General features: G+C 35.2%; 18 protein-coding genes and 1 tRNA gene. 10 read left to right on the top strand and 9 right to left on the bottom strand.

The window, feature by feature from the left end; all coding sequences use genetic code 11:
• Positions 1-275: 275 nt before the first annotated feature.
• The gene (locus FGL31_RS22665) at positions 276-437 is read right to left on the bottom strand and encodes a hypothetical protein (RefSeq protein WP_171017484.1); all 162 of its coding nucleotides are present in this window, start codon (positions 435-437) and stop codon (positions 276-278) included.
• Between FGL31_RS22665 and FGL31_RS11080 the strand changes: the two genes are divergently transcribed.
• Positions 427-756: a UbiA prenyltransferase family protein gene (locus FGL31_RS11080; RefSeq protein ID WP_232046643.1), complete on the top strand. Its 330-nt coding sequence runs from the start codon at positions 427-429 to the stop codon at positions 754-756. The two genes, FGL31_RS22665 and FGL31_RS11080, sit on opposite strands and share 11 nt — an antisense overlap.
• 45 nt (positions 757-801) lie before the next feature.
• Here FGL31_RS11080 and FGL31_RS11075 read toward each other — a convergent pair whose 3' ends face one another.
• The gene (locus FGL31_RS11075; protein WP_197734206.1) at positions 802-1,581 is read right to left on the bottom strand and encodes an alpha/beta hydrolase; all 780 of its coding nucleotides are present in this window, start codon (positions 1,579-1,581) and stop codon (positions 802-804) included.
• Positions 1,582-2,855: 1,274 nt separating this feature from the next.
• Here FGL31_RS11075 and FGL31_RS11070 point away from each other — a divergent pair.
• Both FGL31_RS11070 and FGL31_RS11065 read left to right on the top strand, forming a co-directional pair.
• Positions 2,856-3,419, top strand: a complete 564-nt coding sequence (locus FGL31_RS11070) for a DUF1062 domain-containing protein (protein ID WP_138091441.1) — start codon at positions 2,856-2,858, stop codon at positions 3,417-3,419.
• 162 nt (positions 3,420-3,581) lie between these two features.
• Positions 3,582-3,950: a cupin domain-containing protein gene (locus FGL31_RS11065; RefSeq protein WP_138091439.1), complete on the top strand. Its 369-nt coding sequence runs from the start codon at positions 3,582-3,584 to the stop codon at positions 3,948-3,950.
• A gap of 776 nt (positions 3,951-4,726) precedes the next feature.
• Here FGL31_RS11065 and FGL31_RS11060 read toward each other — a convergent pair.
• Positions 4,727-4,799 (bottom strand) — tRNA-Lys (locus FGL31_RS11060).
• Positions 4,800-5,606: 807 nt separating this feature from the next.
• On the opposite strand from FGL31_RS11060, the gene FGL31_RS11055 reads away from it, so the two are divergent.
• Both FGL31_RS11055 and FGL31_RS11050 read left to right on the top strand, forming a co-directional pair.
• Positions 5,607-5,927: a DUF4870 domain-containing protein gene (locus FGL31_RS11055; protein ID WP_099372185.1), complete on the top strand. Its 321-nt coding sequence runs from the start codon at positions 5,607-5,609 to the stop codon at positions 5,925-5,927.
• Between the two features lie 39 nt (positions 5,928-5,966).
• Positions 5,967-6,914, top strand: coding sequence for a YiiG family protein (locus FGL31_RS11050; protein ID WP_138091437.1), 948 nt, complete (start codon positions 5,967-5,969; stop codon positions 6,912-6,914).
• A gap of 94 nt (positions 6,915-7,008) precedes the next feature.
• Here FGL31_RS11050 and FGL31_RS11045 read toward each other — a convergent pair whose 3' ends face one another.
• On the bottom strand, positions 7,009-7,620 hold the full coding sequence (locus FGL31_RS11045) for an alpha/beta hydrolase (RefSeq protein ID WP_138091435.1): 612 nt from the start codon (positions 7,618-7,620) through the stop codon (positions 7,009-7,011).
• 77 nt (positions 7,621-7,697) lie between these two features.
• A complete protein-coding gene (locus FGL31_RS11040; protein ID WP_138091433.1) occupies positions 7,698-8,633 on the bottom strand; it encodes a ring-cleaving dioxygenase in 936 nt (311 codons plus the stop codon).
• 186 nt (positions 8,634-8,819) lie between these two features.
• Here FGL31_RS11040 and FGL31_RS23495 point away from each other — a divergent pair, with 186 nt between their 5' ends.
• From FGL31_RS23495 to FGL31_RS11025, 4 genes are all read left to right on the top strand, one after another.
• A complete protein-coding gene (locus FGL31_RS23495) occupies positions 8,820-9,449 on the top strand; it encodes an NAD(P)/FAD-dependent oxidoreductase (RefSeq protein WP_197734205.1) in 630 nt (209 codons plus the stop codon).
• Positions 9,436-10,083: an NAD(P)/FAD-dependent oxidoreductase gene (locus FGL31_RS23490; protein ID WP_197734204.1), complete on the top strand. Its 648-nt coding sequence runs from the start codon at positions 9,436-9,438 to the stop codon at positions 10,081-10,083. The genes FGL31_RS23495 and FGL31_RS23490 overlap by 14 nt, the downstream gene beginning before the upstream one ends.
• 156 nt (positions 10,084-10,239) lie before the next feature.
• Positions 10,240-11,730: a sulfatase gene (locus FGL31_RS11030; RefSeq protein WP_138091431.1), complete on the top strand. Its 1,491-nt coding sequence runs from the start codon at positions 10,240-10,242 to the stop codon at positions 11,728-11,730.
• Positions 11,731-11,745: 15 nt separating this feature from the next.
• Positions 11,746-13,599 (top strand): glycoside hydrolase family 2 protein, encoded by a 1,854-nt coding sequence (locus FGL31_RS11025; protein WP_197734203.1) that lies wholly within the window; start codon positions 11,746-11,748, stop codon positions 13,597-13,599.
• A 61-nt stretch (positions 13,600-13,660) separates the two neighbouring features.
• Here the strand turns inward: FGL31_RS11025 and FGL31_RS11020 are convergent, their stop codons facing one another.
• Positions 13,661-14,728, bottom strand: a complete 1,068-nt coding sequence (locus tag FGL31_RS11020; protein ID WP_138091429.1) for a baeRF3 domain-containing protein — start codon at positions 14,726-14,728, stop codon at positions 13,661-13,663.
• Positions 14,729-15,017: 289 nt separating this feature from the next.
• Between FGL31_RS11020 and FGL31_RS11015 the strand changes: the two genes are divergently transcribed.
• Positions 15,018-15,479 carry a hypothetical protein gene (locus tag FGL31_RS11015; RefSeq protein WP_138091427.1) on the top strand — a complete coding sequence of 154 codons (462 nt, stop codon included), beginning with the start codon at positions 15,018-15,020 and terminating at the stop codon, positions 15,477-15,479.
• Here the strand turns inward: FGL31_RS11015 and FGL31_RS11010 are convergent.
• From FGL31_RS11010 to FGL31_RS11000, 3 genes are all read right to left on the bottom strand, one after another.
• Positions 15,471-16,247 carry a hypothetical protein gene (locus tag FGL31_RS11010; RefSeq protein ID WP_138091425.1) on the bottom strand — a complete coding sequence of 259 codons (777 nt, stop codon included), beginning with the start codon at positions 16,245-16,247 and terminating at the stop codon, positions 15,471-15,473. The genes FGL31_RS11015 and FGL31_RS11010 overlap by 9 nt on opposite strands.
• Before the next feature lie 13 nt (positions 16,248-16,260).
• Positions 16,261-16,785: a hypothetical protein gene (locus FGL31_RS11005; protein ID WP_138091423.1), complete on the bottom strand. Its 525-nt coding sequence runs from the start codon at positions 16,783-16,785 to the stop codon at positions 16,261-16,263.
• A gap of 508 nt (positions 16,786-17,293) precedes the next feature.
• Positions 17,294-17,689 (bottom strand): TPM domain-containing protein, encoded by a 396-nt coding sequence (locus FGL31_RS11000; RefSeq protein WP_171017636.1) that lies wholly within the window; start codon positions 17,687-17,689, stop codon positions 17,294-17,296.
• Between the last annotated feature and the right edge of the window lie 189 nt (positions 17,690-17,878).

Here is a 17,878-nt window from a genome sequence, read left to right as displayed (position 1 = left end):
TAATCACTGTATTTAGCAATGATTATCACGACAGGGAAACAGACAAGATAAATCGGAATTTTAGTACTTTTTTCTGGAGGTTCCAGGGTTTTAGTGAATGGCGTATTGACTGAAAATTCCATAAAGAATTCGATCAGAAACCTATTTATTATTAGCTGTGTTCTAACTGTAATATTAGGATTTCTATCGACAGCACCTTTTCATCTAGTTATTCTTGCCACAACTGTATTATTTTTAATCGCAGTTTCCTATACTGCACCTCCGCTGAAATTCTCCTATAATGGCTGGGAGAAGTTGTCGTTGGGTTCACGCATAGTTTTGCCGTGATAATTTGTGGATTTATCTTTCAGGGAGGTAACATAGGAAATCCATTTCCCTTGGTTATTGGGAATACCATTGTTCCTATCCATAGTTCCTGCAATTATTATGGCTGGCATTCCTGATTATGAAGCTGATAAACAAACTGGAAAAGGCACCTTGGCGGTTAGAATGGGAAAATCAAAAGCGACGGGTTTGGCTATTGGATTTGTAGTATTATCTATAATATCTGTATTAGTCTTAAAGCAAATCCCTGAAATTAATGCAGTTATTGGAGATATTATTTACTTGGCGATTGGACATGCTATCTGGCTTGTCGCTTTGTTGGTGGGATTTATGGGCAAGCGAGATAAGCCTAATAGAATAGATGGTATTATGGCTGTTTCGTTGATGTATATTTTGTGGTATGCCCTAGTTCCGTTTTTTGGGTTGGTATAAGTTAAGTATTAGGAATACATTCTAATTTTAAAACACAGACTATTATTATTTATTCTTTTTAAAACAGTCTTCAAAAAAGATAAGTGTATAATCAATGGCATGATTGAGATATCCTTTAGCATGCTTGGTTCCTGGAATAATTTGGGTAACTGATGCAATTTTTAAATCTGCTAAATTTTGAGCCAACTGAAAGACTGGATCGACAGGACAAAATTCATTGAGGGAATTAGCCAAAAACATGGGGCCTGCTTTTTTAGTAACTCTTTCCAATAAAGATGCTTTCTTTATTAGATCTTGATCTTCGCCGGTATAATTTAAAATTGCCCATTTATAAAGAGCGTCATTAGGGCCGCTTTGTATTCCTCCATCTTGTGCCTCACCCTTGGATGGGACAACATCTTGATGATTTTGAATCCAATTTTCAATATCAATCATACCAGACCAAGAAGCAATTGGCAAACCGGTTTTCAACCCCATTTCAATGGCTAAATTCCCCCCTGCGGAACTGCCAATAAATCCAATATTATTTTTATCAAATTTATAATCTGAAGATTTAACCCAACTTAAAATAGTTTCCATATCTTCCACAGGAGCAGGATATAGGAATTCTGGTGCTATGCGATAATTTGGAACAAACACTAAAAATCCATTTTCTGCCAAAACAGAAGCTAAATCATTTTCTTTGGACTTATCCCCACGAAACCACCCCCCTCCATGAATATCGATCAATGCTCCTTTTGGATTTTGACTGGGTTCATATATATCCAATTTAAGATTATGATTAGAATCAAATATTATGTTTTCAGTGATGTTAATAGTCTGCATGATAATTTTATAATAAATACGCTATAAAGAATTCTATCAATCTATTCTCTTAAAATAATTAGATCAACCAATTAACTATGAATAACAACAATTTTATAAATGATGGGTTTGAAAAAACCGATTTTTCTAGATGATCATACGATGCCATTAAACCCTGTAGGGTTAATGTCATTAAGTTAAATTAATTTAACAAACATGCCACGCCGATGGCGTTGGTGCTTGAGGCGATTTTCATTGCTATAGATATTACATGCCGATGGCATTTAAGAGAGATTTCATGCCTACGGCATTTAACCCCGATGGGGTTTTTTGGGGGGGTATAGCTTTAATTTCTATTATAGTTACATCCTTACAGGATTAGTAGACGCTTAATGTTATTTTCGACAATAGCACATTTTCACCCTAAAGTGTTGAAAATATTATTGCAGATATGTTTTCCGGTCATCCAACCCCAGAGGGGTTTAACTATTATAGAATTGATTATACTTTGCCATTCAACCCTGTAGGGGTGGCACTATAAATTGCTGGTTAATTGAATAACTATCCACTCTACCGAACAAACTAAAATCCTGTAATGCGACTAAATAGTTTCCCAAGCTAAAGCTTGGGAATGACAAGCAATCCTGGGGTATGGGGGGGGAATTGTGAGGGGAAGTGGTCGCTGCGGCGACCACTTCCGCTCACAATTCCCCCCTCAATAAACGAGTGAGCGTGTCATTCCCTCTCGAAAGAGAGGGAAACTATTTAGTGAGCTATACACGGCTGTTTTGAATATCCAAAGATTACTTGTCGCCATGGTTGGTGTCGCCCAACCATCACTAAATGTGGCTAGTTTTGGTTGATTGCAGACTTAAGTGTTTTTACATTGGAAACACATAAAAAAAATATAAATCGAAAGATGAAGTAAAAAGTTCCACCGAACTGATGGCATTATTAATAAAACAACCCTAATCGAATTGGTGATTCAAGTTTTGCAGCTTTATTCTAGAATGAGTAGATTTGAATTAGCACAAACACAAAATATATTTTGAGAACCATTCTTAAATTTATAGTCGCTTAATAACAGCCTCATAAACCACAGGCTGAATTCTTTTGTTGGGGCAATTTCTCCCCGACCGGTTTCCTAATAAATAATTATTCATGAATATGCAGGGTTACGCGAAAGAGCAACCTAAATCATTGCTATAAAACTCAGTGATCTTATTAATCTAGTGAGAATGCTACCGCATGAATAATACAATTCACAAAAGAATATTAAGCGGTATTAAAGAACAATGGTTCAAGAATTTAAATTGGAGGTGATAGTGAAAAACACTCCGTTATTAAAAAAGAAATGTAGCCGGTGTGACAGTTATAAGTTTTATTGCAGTGAAAGGTTTCGAATAAACGCACAGAAGAAAAATATTGATATTTGGTTGATTTATAAGTGTACTAATTGTGACAGTACCTATAACGCTACAATCCTAACACGAAAAAATCCAGAAGTTATAAATAAGGAACTATATGATAAGTTTTTAAATGATGACATTGAAACTGCTTGGATGTATGCGTTCTCACCAGTACTTGCTAATAAAAATTCTTTTGAGTTTGATTTTGCAAGTATGGAGTATTCTTTAAAATATCATGGTGATTCATTGGCTAATCTCATCAACTTTCAGCATCGACAAGTTATTTTTGAAATCGTATATCCATATAATTTCAATCTTAAAATATCGACTATAATTAAGGAATTACTGGGTATTTCATCAAATCAAGTGGTTCAATTGATTGATAAGGAAGTTATTTTGGTTGATTCAAAGTTTCTTCAAAAAAGGATAAAGTTAGAAATGGTTTGTTAGTTAAAATCGATGTGGATAGGGTATTATGTTAAAAATTGTTTTCTCATCTGCGATGAGAATGAAAACTCAAAACGTGGGAAATCCAATTCCTGCATCGGTGGGCTTAAAAAACACGATAAAACCATTTTAGTTAAACAGACGTTAATATAGAAATTGAATTTTATGGAATCTAAAAATAATTTTGGTAAATATATGGTTAGTACGTCCATGATTGAATGGAAGCCATTATTGGAGGAAAATGTTGATACTCGAGGAATTTCTTATAAGGTCTTGCTCTATGATGAGGATAATCAAAGACCAAAAAGTTTTATTTTAAAATTTGAAGAAGGTGCTTCCTATCCATTACATAATCATCCTGGTGGTGAAGAAGCATTTATTTTAGAAGGTGAAGTCTTTTTTAATGGAGTAAAGTTAATCAAAGGGGATTATCTCTATACCCTAAAAAACTATAAGCATTCAGTTAAATCCGAAACAGGTTGCCAGATTCTATTTATGGTTCCAGAAGAGGTTGAAATTATAAAGTCGGAATAATAATTAATGTTGGATGTATTGAAATGTAGACTGAAATTTAAAGTTACCTCTCTACAGGCAATTTCATTGAGTTAAGAAAATGTGGAATATACAGACCAAAAACCCCCATCGGGGTTAAATGCCGGAGGCATGAAATATCTCTTAAATGCCATCGGCATTGCCATATCTATAGAAATGAAAATCGCGTCAAACACAAACGCCGTAGGTGTGGCATGTTTGTTTAACACCTGCTATAATAGTGGCACCCCGATGGGGTTAACCTATTACAACAAACGATTATCACGCCATGAAACCCTGTAGGGGTGTAACTATTATAGAATAGATTATACGATGCCATTCAACCCTGTAGGGGTGGCACTATAAATTGCTGGTTAATTAAATAACTATCCACACTACCAAACAAACTAAAATTCTGTAATGAGACTAAATAGTTTCCCAAGCTAAAGCTTGAGAATGACAAGCAATCCTGGGGGTATGGCGGGAATTGGGCGGGGAAGTGGTCGCTGCGGCGACCACTTCCCCGCCCAATTCCCGCCTCAATAAACGAGTGAGCGTGTCATTCCCTCTCGTAAGAGAGGGAAACTATTTAGTGAGCTGTACAGACCGTTTTGAATGAGCGAAGATTACTTGCCGACGTGGCAGGTGTCCCCACATGCCACTGAATACTTTGTCCTGAACCTTCTCCGAATCGAACCCAATATGGGTCCCTTCGGAATATTATTCGAATCCCGGCGGGCACAAAAAAAAGCTCAATCTTTCGATTGAGCTTTTTTTTGTGATCCCGCTGGGATTCGAACCCAGGACCCATACATTAAAAGTGTATTGCTCTACCAGCTGAGCTACGGAATCGTTGTTCTTTTAACCAGAACCCTTCGTTGTTTGAAGTGATGCAAAGGTAGACTTTTTCAAATAAATTCACAATCTAAATCTATCTTTTTTTTATTTTTCAATAAAACAGCCTCATTATAAAAGGATTATTTTTTTCGACACCTATTCTATCCCCTTTAAAAACCTCTAAAAAACTATTTAAACGATCTCATATCAAGCAATATTAATCATTTAGAAAAATTAATGATTATTTAATAATGCTTTTATTATTTTTAATCTAACAATTAAAAAAGAAGTTCTATAATAAAAACGAAATTCTACCTGAATAAGAAAAACACTGAATTTCAACCATTTACCCATTCTTGTAGAGACATTGTATATAGCCGTATTCCATCACGTATGTATTCTGTAGACTAGCATTTATTGCATGTTTTAATCAAATTCAAAAACTTTGAATAACAAAAACAATCGCCTATGTTTTTCATATTCGGATTAAGAAAAGCTCGTATCGGCACTCAAGTGTCTAAATTGCCATGTACTTATTGCCAAAGTCAAAATACATTGGCATACATCGCTTATCAAAATTACTTTCATGTATTTTGGATTTTTTTATTTCCTATGTGGAAGGAGTTACGCTCAGTTTGTGTTCATTGCAAACAGAATAGAAGATTTAATGAATTCAGTCCTGAGATGAAATTAGAAGGTATCAAATTGAAAAAGGAATCAAAAACTCCTTTTTACACATATGCCTTACTAGCTTTATTTCTCTTGTTTTTTATCACAAGCATTATAATTCACACAATTAAATAAACTTAAATCGCAAAAAAAATGGATAACAAAACACTTTCAATCGTCGCCTACATTACCCTAATTGGATGGTTAATCGCTTATTTTTCAGGAAAGGACAAAGCAGATGATTTCTTGAAATATCACTTAAGACAAGGATTCGGAATCTTCATCTTTGGAGTCATTCTTTCTATTGTCCTTAACATTATCATGTGGGTAACCGGCTTTTATATGATAGGTTATTTGGGCTTAATTACCTTGATATTGATGATTATAGGAGCTATTAATGCTTCAAATGGTGTTAAGAAACCCGTTCCTATTATCGGAACATGGGCAGAAAAGCAATTTCAATTTATTGGGTAGTCAATTGCATATCATTTAAAACTTAAATAAACTACTATTATGAGAATAAACCACATTTTAGCAGCCTCTGCCCTCGCCTTTTCTTTATTGAGCAGTTGCAACAATTCAGAGAAAAAAGGGGAAACTGAAAATAAGACTGGAGGTATGTTTGATTCTAATGACCAGAAGCTTTCCAAAGCTAACGAGCTTATTCAATTCAACAATACGTTAGTTAAGATTGACAATAGGCACTATAATGATATGAATGCCTTTACAGAGACTTTCGATGCACTGGAGAAACATATTAAGACCAAACTAGAAAATCCTACTGCAATTTCAATTCCACCTATCAGGAGGCTAAACAGTCTTTCGATAGATAAAATTGAAGACTTAAAATACCCTGAAGGCACGAAAGACTTTAAGCCTTTATTGGATCAGATGGACGAAAGTTATAAAGCGTTACTGACAATTTCAAAGGATATGGAATCTTATAAATCAGCAGAGGATTGGAAGGAAGATAAGGGTGCTAAATTAAAAACTTTCAAAGAGCAGGCAGAATCAGAAATAAAAAAGAATAGAGAGGCCTCAGTAAAAGTCTTTGACCAACTTAAACCTTTAATTGATGCTGCTGAAGAAGTAACCTTGGCTAACAATCCTTTAAAGAATCAATACATTAGGTCTGAGAACATTCTTAATATAGTTCTTGAAAATACAAAACAGTTCTTTGACACAAAGGACATTGCAAAGGTAAAACCAGAATTTGCCAAGAATTACCAAGAGATTGAAAAATTGCTGAATGAAAACAAAGCAGATAAGATATCTGATCAATATCAATCAAAAGCAGGGTCTTTCGAAAGATTTAATGATGCTGTAAATGATTATTTGGGTAAAATGAGGATTCTACAGCGTAACCTTGATGAAGGTACAGAATTCGAAGAATCAAATTTAAGTGCATTTGAACAAGCTTCAACGCATGTCCTTCACAGCTACAATAACTTTGTCGATTAATTCAAAAACCTGTATAGTATAGTTTATTAAGTGGAAAATCCCCGTTAGAAAGATCACTAACGGGGTTTTCTTTTATAATAAATAGAGAATAGACTTATTTAAAAATAGTTTCATTCACAATCCGAATCTCTTCCTGTGTTATGGTATGTCCCATATTGGGATAGATCTTCTCTTCTACTTGAGCACCAAGTTCTCGCATTAGTTTAGTAGTCTCTTGAACCCTTTCTACAGGAACATGAAAATCTGGATCACTGGTTCCAATAAATACTGGAGTATTCTCGAAATCCCCTTTATAATGGTCTTTGATTAATTCCTCACCGATCAACCCTCCTGTAAAAGCCACAATACCTCCATATTTCTGTGCATTTCTGCTGGTATATTCTAAAGTAAGACATGCTCCTTGTGAAAATCCCAAAAAATAAATGTTTTCAGGTTGGATGCCTTTTTCTTTAGCCAACTCTACTGCTTGGTTGATCAACTCTAAGGCCTGATTAAGCTTCGGCTGATTAGAAGATATTGGTGCAATAAATGAATTGGGATACCAAGTATTCTGACTAGCTTCAGGACCGATCAGCAAATAATCACTAACATTTAAATATTCTGCCAACCCCATAATATCCGTTGCAGTACCACCTCTGCCATGAATCATGATCAACGCTTTGGTTGGATTATCTAAATTTCCAGATTGATATATATTATTCGACATAATCGTTTAATTTTAAGTGTTATAAATTTTATTAATTAATCTAAATGTTCATATGAATATCATACAAACAAAGTTGATTATTTTAAAATTGGCAATACTTTTTCAATGGCAGTTCTTTGAGCTTCATATTGCTTTGGTAGTTTCAAAGAGTTACCTAATTCTGCTAATGGTTCATCCACATCAAAGCCTGGATTTTCAGTTGCGATTTCAAACAATACACCCCCTGGTTCACGGAAATATAACGAATGGAAATAATCTCTATCAATTTGAGGCGTAATTTGTAATCCAGCACTCATTATTTTTTCTCTCAATGCCAATTGATCTTCATCATTTTTAACTCTAAAAGCAATATGATGATTTGTTCCAGCAGTATTTATTCCACGTGCAGCATTTTGGTCAACAAGGATATCAATGATATTTGCAGAATCAATATTTTTGCTTTTAAACCTGAAACGATTTCCTTCCTGAGCTATTTGATCATAATCCAACAAGTCAGTTAAAACTTTAGCTGTTGGCTCTAATTCTCTCAAGGTCAATGTGCTATTGTGAAATCCTTTTGTAGCATTATTTTGATCAATCTCCGCTGTTGTCCATCCTACTCTTTTGTCATTCTCTTTAGGAACTACAATGGAAAGGCTCAAACCATCCGGATCCAAGAACGGATAATATACTTCACCGAATCTCTCTACTGCGTCTCCAGTCAACACATTATTTTTTCCAAATCGCTCCTGCCAAAACTCGACAGCCCCATCTGGAATTGAATAAGCAATTTCTGTAGCCATCCCTGCTCCATTCTTTCCTTTTCCGATTCCCTCCCAAGGAAAGAACGTTAATATAGTTCCTGCATTTCCTTTTTCATCACCATAGTAAAAGTGGTAGGTCCCTGGATCATCAAAGTTTACAGTTTTCTTTACCATCCTTAAACCAAGTACATTGGTATAAAAATCATAATTTCTCTGAGCCAAATTTGCAATCGCTGTGATATGGTGCAATCCTAATACATTATTATTCATTTTCTCTATCCTTTCAATTTATATACAGTTAAATTTTCCTTTTGTTTAATTACTGATACAAAGATGAAGATATTCCGAAGCAAGACCATTGATATATGTTAAGAAGTGACTATGGTAAGTAACTTTGGTTACAAAGCAATCAATATCAACTTATTAACTTTAAGGATAACCAATATAAATAGACTTATGGATACACACTATAAGATTGTAATCATTGGAGCTGGTACAGGCGGCATCATGACCGCTGCTCAAATGTTAAAGAAGGACAGAAACTTGGAGATTGCCATAATTGACCCTGCCAAATACCATTATTATCAACCTGCTTGGACTTTGGTGGGCGCTGGGGCTTATGATTATAAGAAAACCGAAAAGCCAATGAAAGAATTGATTCCAGAAGGTTGTACTTGGATCAAAGATTCTGTAATTAGTTTTGAACCTGAGAACAATATAGTATTGCTAAATAATGGTGAAAAAATAGGCTATGACTACCTGGTTGTTGCCTGCGGATTGGTAAATGATTTAAGTTTAATTGAAGGTCTTGAAGAAGCAGTAAACAAAGGTGTTGTATGCAGTAATTACATAGATCCAAACTATACTTGGGAATGTATTCAAAATTTCAAAGGCGGCAATGCTATTTTCACTCAGCCTACTACCCCAATCAAATGTGGTGGTGCTCCTCAAAAAATCATGTATTTAGCTTGTGATTATTTTAGAAGAAACAATCTTTCTGAGTCGGCCAATGGTTACTTTTGCAACTCCTGGGACAGTAATTTTTGGCGTCAAAAAAATCGCAGATACGCTAATGGAGGTAATTAAAAGGTATAATATCGATTTTAAACCTTATTATGCCCCCATTAAAATTGACTCATCCAAGAAAACTATCACCTTTAAAAATTCGGATCCTAAAAATAACGAGTGTATCATCAATCAAGGGGATGGTTCTGAAAACCCTCAACCATCAGAGCAATTTATCGAATTACCATTTGATTTACTGCACTTAGCTCCCCCGCAAACCGCCCCAAAATTTGTGAAAGAATCCAGTTTGGTGAATGAAACTGGCTGGTTGGATGTGGACATTAATAGTTTGCAACATAAGAAATACTCAAATATCTTTGGTTTAGGTGATGTGGCTGGACTTCCGACTGCAAAAACAGGAGCCGCTATCAGAAAGCAAGTTCCTGTGGTCATCGATAACATCTTTAAATTGATTGATCAAAAAGATCCAGACAACAAATCTTATGAAGGGTATTCTTCTTGCCCATTAGTAACAGGTTATGGCAAAATGGTTCTCGCCGAATTCAACTATAAAAATGAGTTTATCCCAGATCCAAAATTAAAGCAAATGTTTATTAAAGACAGCAGTAAAGAGCACTGGAGATTATGGTTACTCAAAAAATATATCCTTCCTCACCTATACTGGAATAAAATGATGAAAGGTGAAGAAGTGTAACAAAATACGAGACAAATAGGCTTTACTGATTAAAAAGAGCAAGTATTTGAACAAAAAAGACAATTTGAGGATATTAAATAATGATAATTTGCAGAATCTCTGTTTTTCTAAGGGAACAATTATTATTTTTAGTAACTAATCAAAACCTTTTACCTAATGCTTCTTAAATCAGGATTTATATTATTTGCATTATTTATAGTTTTCAACTGTAGCCACGCTCAGGAAAAGCCTTATAATGTCTTAATGATATTAGTCGATGATTTGCGGCCGACTTTGGGAACTTATTCTGATAAACATGCTATCAGCCCAAATATTGACAATTGGGCAAAGGACGCCATGGTATTTGAGCGTGCTTATACAAATCAAGCAGTTTGTGTAGCTTCAAGGTACAACCTTTTATTAGGGTCGAGGTCAACAAGTACAGGTTTATATGATTTTGGTAGGGCATTTCGAGATTCGTATCCTGAAGCCCTTACACTCCCTGAACTATTCAAAAACAATGGTTTTTATACTGCTGCTATAGGGAAAGTTTTTCATGTCGGCCATAACACCTATAATGATGAACAGTCATGGTCAGTTCCACATTGGCATGACAAAGTGATAGAATATGCAAATCCTGACCATCAGCATGAAACTCGCGAAGAAGCCCTATTTGCCAATAAAAGCTGGGGCGATGCCAATAAACTTGAGAAAGGTTCTGCTTGGGAGAGGCTCGATGTTGCGGATGAAGCCTACGCTGATGGCCGTGTTGCCAAAGAGGCTGTAAATAGATTGGATGAACTTAGAAGCAATCAAAAACCTTTTTTCCTTGCAGTTGGATTTGCAAGACCACATTTACCTTTCACTGTTCCAAAAAAATATTGGGACTTGTATGACCCTCAAGACCTTCCTTTTCCTAATAATCAAAATAACCCTTTGAACGCTCCTTCTGTGGCAGTTAAAAGAGATGGTGAAATTTCACAATATAGCGAAATCCCGCTTGCAGCTGAAAGTGACCCCTTCCCTAATGAATTGACAAGAACCTTAATACATGGCTATTATGCCGGGGTAAGTTATGTAGATGTTCAAATAGGAAAAGTCCTTAAGCACTTAAAAGAAACCGGCCTGGATAAAAACACAATTGTAGTACTATGGGGAGACCATGGTTATTTGTTGGGAGAAATGGGTATGTGGACCAAACATGTAAATTACGAATTGGCCAACCGCATTCCATTGATTATCAAACATCCTAAAATGCAGAAGGGCATCCACAGTGAGAGTCTTATAGAAACAGTAGACCTATACCCTACTTTGGCGACCCTTGCAAAAATAGCTATTCCAAGTATGCAGCAAAAAATCGATGGATTAAGTTATGACAAGTATATCCTTCATCCAGATAAAGAAATAAGGGAAACGGTTTATCACTGTTTTCCTAGAGAAGGAAAATTAGGTCGTGCAATTCGCAACAAAGACTTTAGACTGATAGCTTGGCAAAGTATAAAAGCAACTGAACCCGCTGTCTACGAGCTGTATAGTTATAAAGATGGATTGGTTGAAACAGAAAATATTTGGAGAGAAGACCATCCTGAATTTTTAAAATTGAAAAAAGTTTTGGATGCCGAACCAGCACCATTACCTATGAGACCAGAATCTAAACCCAAAAAATAATAAATAAACAAGAATATGATGAAGAAAACGATTGCAATCGCTTGCTTACTTGCTGCTACATTTTCTGAAGGAAATGCTCAAAACTGGGCAAAGGTTAAGGATAAGATCCTTACACCATGGGCAGAACAAGTAACGCCTCAAAATGCACACCGAGAGTATCCTAGACCTCAATTGGCGAGGAAAAACAATTGGCAAAACTTAAACGGTTTATGGAAATACAAGATTACCAACAAAGATCAAAAAGACATTCCATCTTCTTGGGATGGCGACATCTTGGTTCCATTTGCGGTTGAATCTGCACTTTCAGGAGTAGCAAAAAGAGTTACTAAAGATGACGCACTATGGTATAACAACAAGATTACCATAGACAAAAAGCTCAATAAAGGCAGGGTTTTATTGAATTTCGGTGCTGTTGATTGGGAATGTGACATCTATGTAAATGGAAAGCATGTTGGAAATCATCAAGGTGGATTTGATCCATTCAGTTTTGATATTACAGATGCCATAAAAAAAGGTAAAACACAAGATATCGCCATCCGTGTATGGGATCCTACATCAGACGGACCTCAACCTAGGGGAAAACAGATCAACAACCCACACGGAATTTGGTACACGCCAGTATCCGGAATTTGGCAAACTGTATGGTTAGAATCAGTTCCTGAAACTCATATTGTAAGGACAAAACAGACTCCAGATGTTGACAATTCTGCTTTGAAGGTGTCAACAGAATTATCATCAGCAAAAGCAGGTGATGAAATTTTGGTGGAGGCCTATGATAACAACAACAAAATTGCAGAGGTTAAAGCCAATGCTGGTGAAGAAGCTCAACTGAAAATCAGCAACCCTCAATTATGGTCTCCAGATTCACCAAAGCTTTATGATCTTAAAGTTAAAGTACTGAGAAAAGGTAAAGTTATAGACGAAGCTGATTCCTATTTTGCTATGCGCAAAATCACGTTGAAAAAAGATGCAAAAGGCATCCAAAGGATGTACTTGAACGATAAATTTGTTTTCCATTATGGACCATTAGACCAAGGGTGGTGGCCAGATGGTTTGCATACTGCTCCTTCTGATGAAGCTTTGAAATTTGATGTTGTTAAAACCAAAGAAATGGGCTTTAACATGATCAGAAAGCACATTAAAGTAGAACCTGCAAGATGGTACAGACATTGTGATAGTTTAGGAGTTTTAGTATGGCAAGATATGCCGAGTGGGGATTTAGGCGGAAATATTTGGGATATGAACCCAGGAAAAATTCGCGCTGGCAAACATGATAAAGACCGTACTCCAGAATCTGAAGCTATCTACAGAAAAGAGTGGAAAGCTATTATGTCGACTTTGCACAACTTCCCTTCTATTGTCGTTTGGGTTCCATTCAATGAAGCTTGGGGGCAGTTTAAATCTAAAGAAATAGTGGATTGGACCATTCAAAATGACCCTTCAAGAATCGTTAATGGAGCATCTGGCGGTAATTTTGGTGCACCTGGACATATTTTTGACATTCACAATTATCCTGACGCAGCAATGCCTAGCCCAGAAATTTATGGAAGTCAATATGTATTGGCTTTAGGTGAATATGGCGGACTAGGATTACCAGTTGAAGGCCATACTTGGCAACAAAAAGATAATTGGGGTTACCAATCGTTTAAAAATGCAGAAGAATTGAAAAAGAGATACAACGAAGTTGTAACTGATCTTAGCAACTTAATTCCATTAGGTTTGTCTGCAGGTGTATACACCCAAACTACGGATGTGGAAATAGAAACAAATGGATTGATGACTTATGACAGAAAGGTTATTAAAATTCCTGCTAATGAATTAAAAGAAATTCACAATAAGCTGTATAATAACGCTAGTCAAGTTAAGTAAAATAAAAATGGGCAGTTTTACCTGCCCATTTTTATTTTTGTTATTTACTCAAAGTTCAGTATTAGTACCTCACTTTTAAAGCTATTTTACCTAATTCTTCTAGTTCTTCTTGAGCGGTAAAGAATGATCTTCCTCCTTTTGACAACACTTCCCATGCAATAGTTGAAACGATATCATCAACAACACCAGGTTCTTTTGAATCTTCAGCTAAATCAAATGTTCTATCGGAAGTCATCTTCACAGGTTGTTCAAAATCTTGATTTACGATTAGCAAATCACCGCGCCCATCTATAGCTGCTTGATAAATATCCTGTAAATCTGTCAAAACCTGCCCTGAAGATACAGCTTGTTTTAATTCGCCTATTGCTACCCCACGTTCTTCTTTTTGAATTTCTTTAATTGATTCAAACGCTTGTTTAGCCATATTATCTGCTTCCGAAGCATCATAATTTTTATTGTCATGGCCAATATACATTTTAGGGATATCAGCAACTTCCATCAGCATAGCATAGTTGGGTTCAGTACAGATTACAACAACATCTAAGTCATTGGAGTTATGAACAGCAACAGTTGCTTTGTCAATCTGATTGAAATATTCTTTTAGACGATTTTCAATCTTTTTAGTGTCGGAACCCGATACTTCCAATGGATTTGCGTCAAAAGGGAAATCATCGTTAGTAATTTCTTTTTCAATGGAATCATTTAAAGCTTGATATAAATGAGCTCCACCTTGAGCCAACGATAAAATCATGTATTCCTTGCTTCTATTCAAAGCCTTGATCAAAGGTTTTACTGCGAAATTATCATCAATAAATACACCTTCCGTGTCAACAGGCCATGGAGATGGGACGATTTCGTCTGTATCTTTAGAAATAAATATATGCAAGCTATCCATTAATTGCACATCCTCCAATCGTTCAGGAAGCTCGGCAATCTTCTCTAAAATCTCCTCAGATTCTCTCTTGCCAAACTCTTCAATAACCCTGTTTTCAGCTTCTTTGGTAAGATTTTTTAAATTGATAGCATTTTTTTCCCTATCTGGGAAAGTTTTATAAGTATTGTATGAAATAGTGATGCTAGGAGATTCATTTTTTTGTGTCAATGAATCAATAATATCTTTTAGTGCCATAAAAATTTTGTGTATAATTTTATATTAATCTTCAATAATATAACAGAAACACAGCGATTTAGTTTTGAAAATTAATGTCTCTCCATTGTAAAATCATGAATTCAACTGCTTCATACAGCAGGAATGCGAAACCCACTTGAAATAAACATTCCTATATTTGCATAAAATTCAAAAATGTGAAAGAGAAAAAAAGGAATTGGCTTCAAAGGCAACTTTTTGAAATAAGAGAGACTATTTTTCCAGAGGATGCAAATGACACAAAAGCTCAGAGAAGAAGTAAACAGGTTGGTTGGGTAATGTTTTTAATATTGATGTCATGTGGACTTACAGCTATGTTAATCGCCGTGTCATTCGCGCACTAGCGTTATTTTTAATAGATCCATTTTTTGTGTTTTATTGTTTATGCTGGATAATTATTCGCTATTTTAGAATATCAGGCAATCCCATTCCCTACCTCAATGATTGGTTAACCGACATTGTTTTTATACCACTTATTGCGCATTTTTCTTATTGTTTGGGGTTATTTATTTTAAGGTTAGAGCATGGTTATAAATATTCATTAAAGCAACTGTTCCTTTTGGCATTTTTAACTTCCATATTTTTTGAAGTTTTAAGCCCAATGTTTACGGATTATAATACAGCTGACTTTATGGATGCCATCTGTTATTTTCTAGGAGCATGTTTGTTTTATTATTTACATCAACCTTATTTGAATAGGAAAATATACAAATACAAAAATCAATTATTTTAAAATCAACTTAAAATATCCTAATCGTTTATCCTCTTCAAATCCAAAATATGTATTCCTAAAATAAAGCTCACGATCTGAATACCAAAAGATATCCTTTAAGGTACATAGGTCAAACCCCTCCTCAGTTAGATGAATTGGCATTCTCGCTAGCACTTTATAGTTATCTCCAATTTTTTCCTGAATAAAATAATCGGAACATTCTTGTCCTGGAAACCACCCGTTTAACCTGTATTTTTTGCTTGGAGAATATTGGATATACTGGGGATTTCCGACCACCATCACATCTATAGATCCATTCTTAAGATCGATAGCGTAATCTGATGTATGTCCACCTTCAAAAAGAACTATATTTTCAGTTGGATAATATCGAACAAACCCTACATACGCAAAATCTTGATTTGACTCAATTTTCAGGGTATCACCAGATTCCGCAACGATATAAGAAATATTGGTTCCCTCTTTCAGGGTATCTACCGAGTGAGAATCCATGTCGTAGTCGCCAAACTTAACCTTTCCCTTTAACAGTTCTTTCGCTTTTGCAAAATCTTCAATATAGACCAATGTATCTGTAATTGCTATCGAGTTTGCTTTATTCTTCAAAAAAGCAGAAGAATCAATTTTATAGATAGCAATGGTATCATTTTCAAAAATAGCTGTATCAACTTTTACTGTTGTGGAATCAGCAATTTCTGGTGTACTATTTTTTGTTTTTGGCTGTTGACATCCTTGCAGGATTAAAACCAAGATTAATAATTGGATTGTTTTCATAAAAAATTATAAGTTACCATCTTCCTCCTGCTCCTCCTCCACCTGAGGATCCGCCACCAAAGCTTCCACCACCACCACCGGAAGAACCTCCACCAGATGACCCACTGCCACCACTAGAACTCTTTGTCTTTTTAGGAATGGTAAATATGTCAATAACATTCCTATAACTGCAGTTGAGGCATTTTTCAATAGTTTCGCCTGTACCGGTAGCAGTATATGTTGGATTCTTGACCGTTTTATTGATCTTTTCCATAGTCATATAATGACATTCTGGACATTCTGTAAATCTCTTCTTGATTTCCCAAGGAATCAATTGTATTTTGTTTGTTTTTGTGTTTCGCCAAATCTCATACTTCCTAGCTCCGACTTTCTCCTCTTTAATATTCCCTTGATCCAAGTAACTGCTTGTTTCTATCTTGTTTGAGGTTCTCTTAATTCTTTCCCATTCCCCAGATTGGTCCGGAGGAGTAAATCTATTTTTGTTCTTAATGGTTTTATTGAAAATCCATCCTAACCCAAACAAAGATAATGGTGACAAGATTGATGGATTATAGCATAGGCAGAAAACTTCTTTAAAGCCAATTCTTTATCTTTTTCATCTACATAACTTTTATTAATAACTTCTTGTGTGTCAAATATTTTTGCAGATAAAATCAATCCTCCAAGAACAAACGCGAAATAAGGAAGGTTTTAAGTTGATACACCTTTTCCAAATTATTAAACAAGAATGCAAAAATGAAAAGCGTAATAAACATGAGCAATAACATACATCCCAATCCAAAAAATATGGGGGCAATAGGTCTTAATTTCCTTTTAGGGCTCTTTAATTTCTTACCTATAAGGTGGATATAGACATAAAGGGCCAAAAAAAACCTACAACCAATAAAGTATTTTTTAAGGTCGGATTTTTCCAGCTGAAAAACGGCATAGCTTCAGGCATCATCCGCTCTAATTCTTTAATGGAGTCTGGAGATTTTAAAATTGTGCTATAAATTCACTAGCCTCTAAAACCCCTCTATCATAATCTTCATTTTTGAAATTTGGTACTAAAAACTTTCTCCTACTCGTTTTAAATAGGCATCCGGAAATAGAGACTCCATTCCATAACCAGAAATAAATCTATACATTCTTTTATTTTTGCCAATAAATAATAGCAATCCATTGTTGGTCTCACTTTTACCGATACCCCATTTATTAAACAAATCATAAGCAAATTGAAAGTCATCGTCGCCTTCAAAATCATCAACAATAACAATGGCATATTCCGAACCGGTAGTTTTATCAATATCCAACGAAATACTGTCAAGAAGAGCAACTGTATTCTCATCTAATATATGATCAGGGTTACTGACAAAATAATCTTGTCCATCTTCTTTCGGACTAGGAACTTGGTCTACTGTATAGATCTTTTGCGCTTTCAGGAATGGCACAAAAAATAGCATGAAACCTATTAGTAAAATTACACGGTTTATTTTGTTTAGATTGATCATTATACAATTCATCAGTAATATGTCTTAGAAAGCATAATTAAATTTAAGAAAATAATACATGCTATTATCTAAGATATATTAATCCATATATATATTGTAGATAAACATTCTGTCATGTTAAACCTGACATATATTAAGAAA

This window comes from Sphingobacterium daejeonense (assembly GCF_901472535.1).
Classification (GTDB): Bacteria; Bacteroidota; Bacteroidia; order Sphingobacteriales; family Sphingobacteriaceae; genus Sphingobacterium; species Sphingobacterium daejeonense.
Note: the sequence above shows the minus strand (reverse complement) of the source record. Positions and strands in the feature narration are given on the sequence as shown.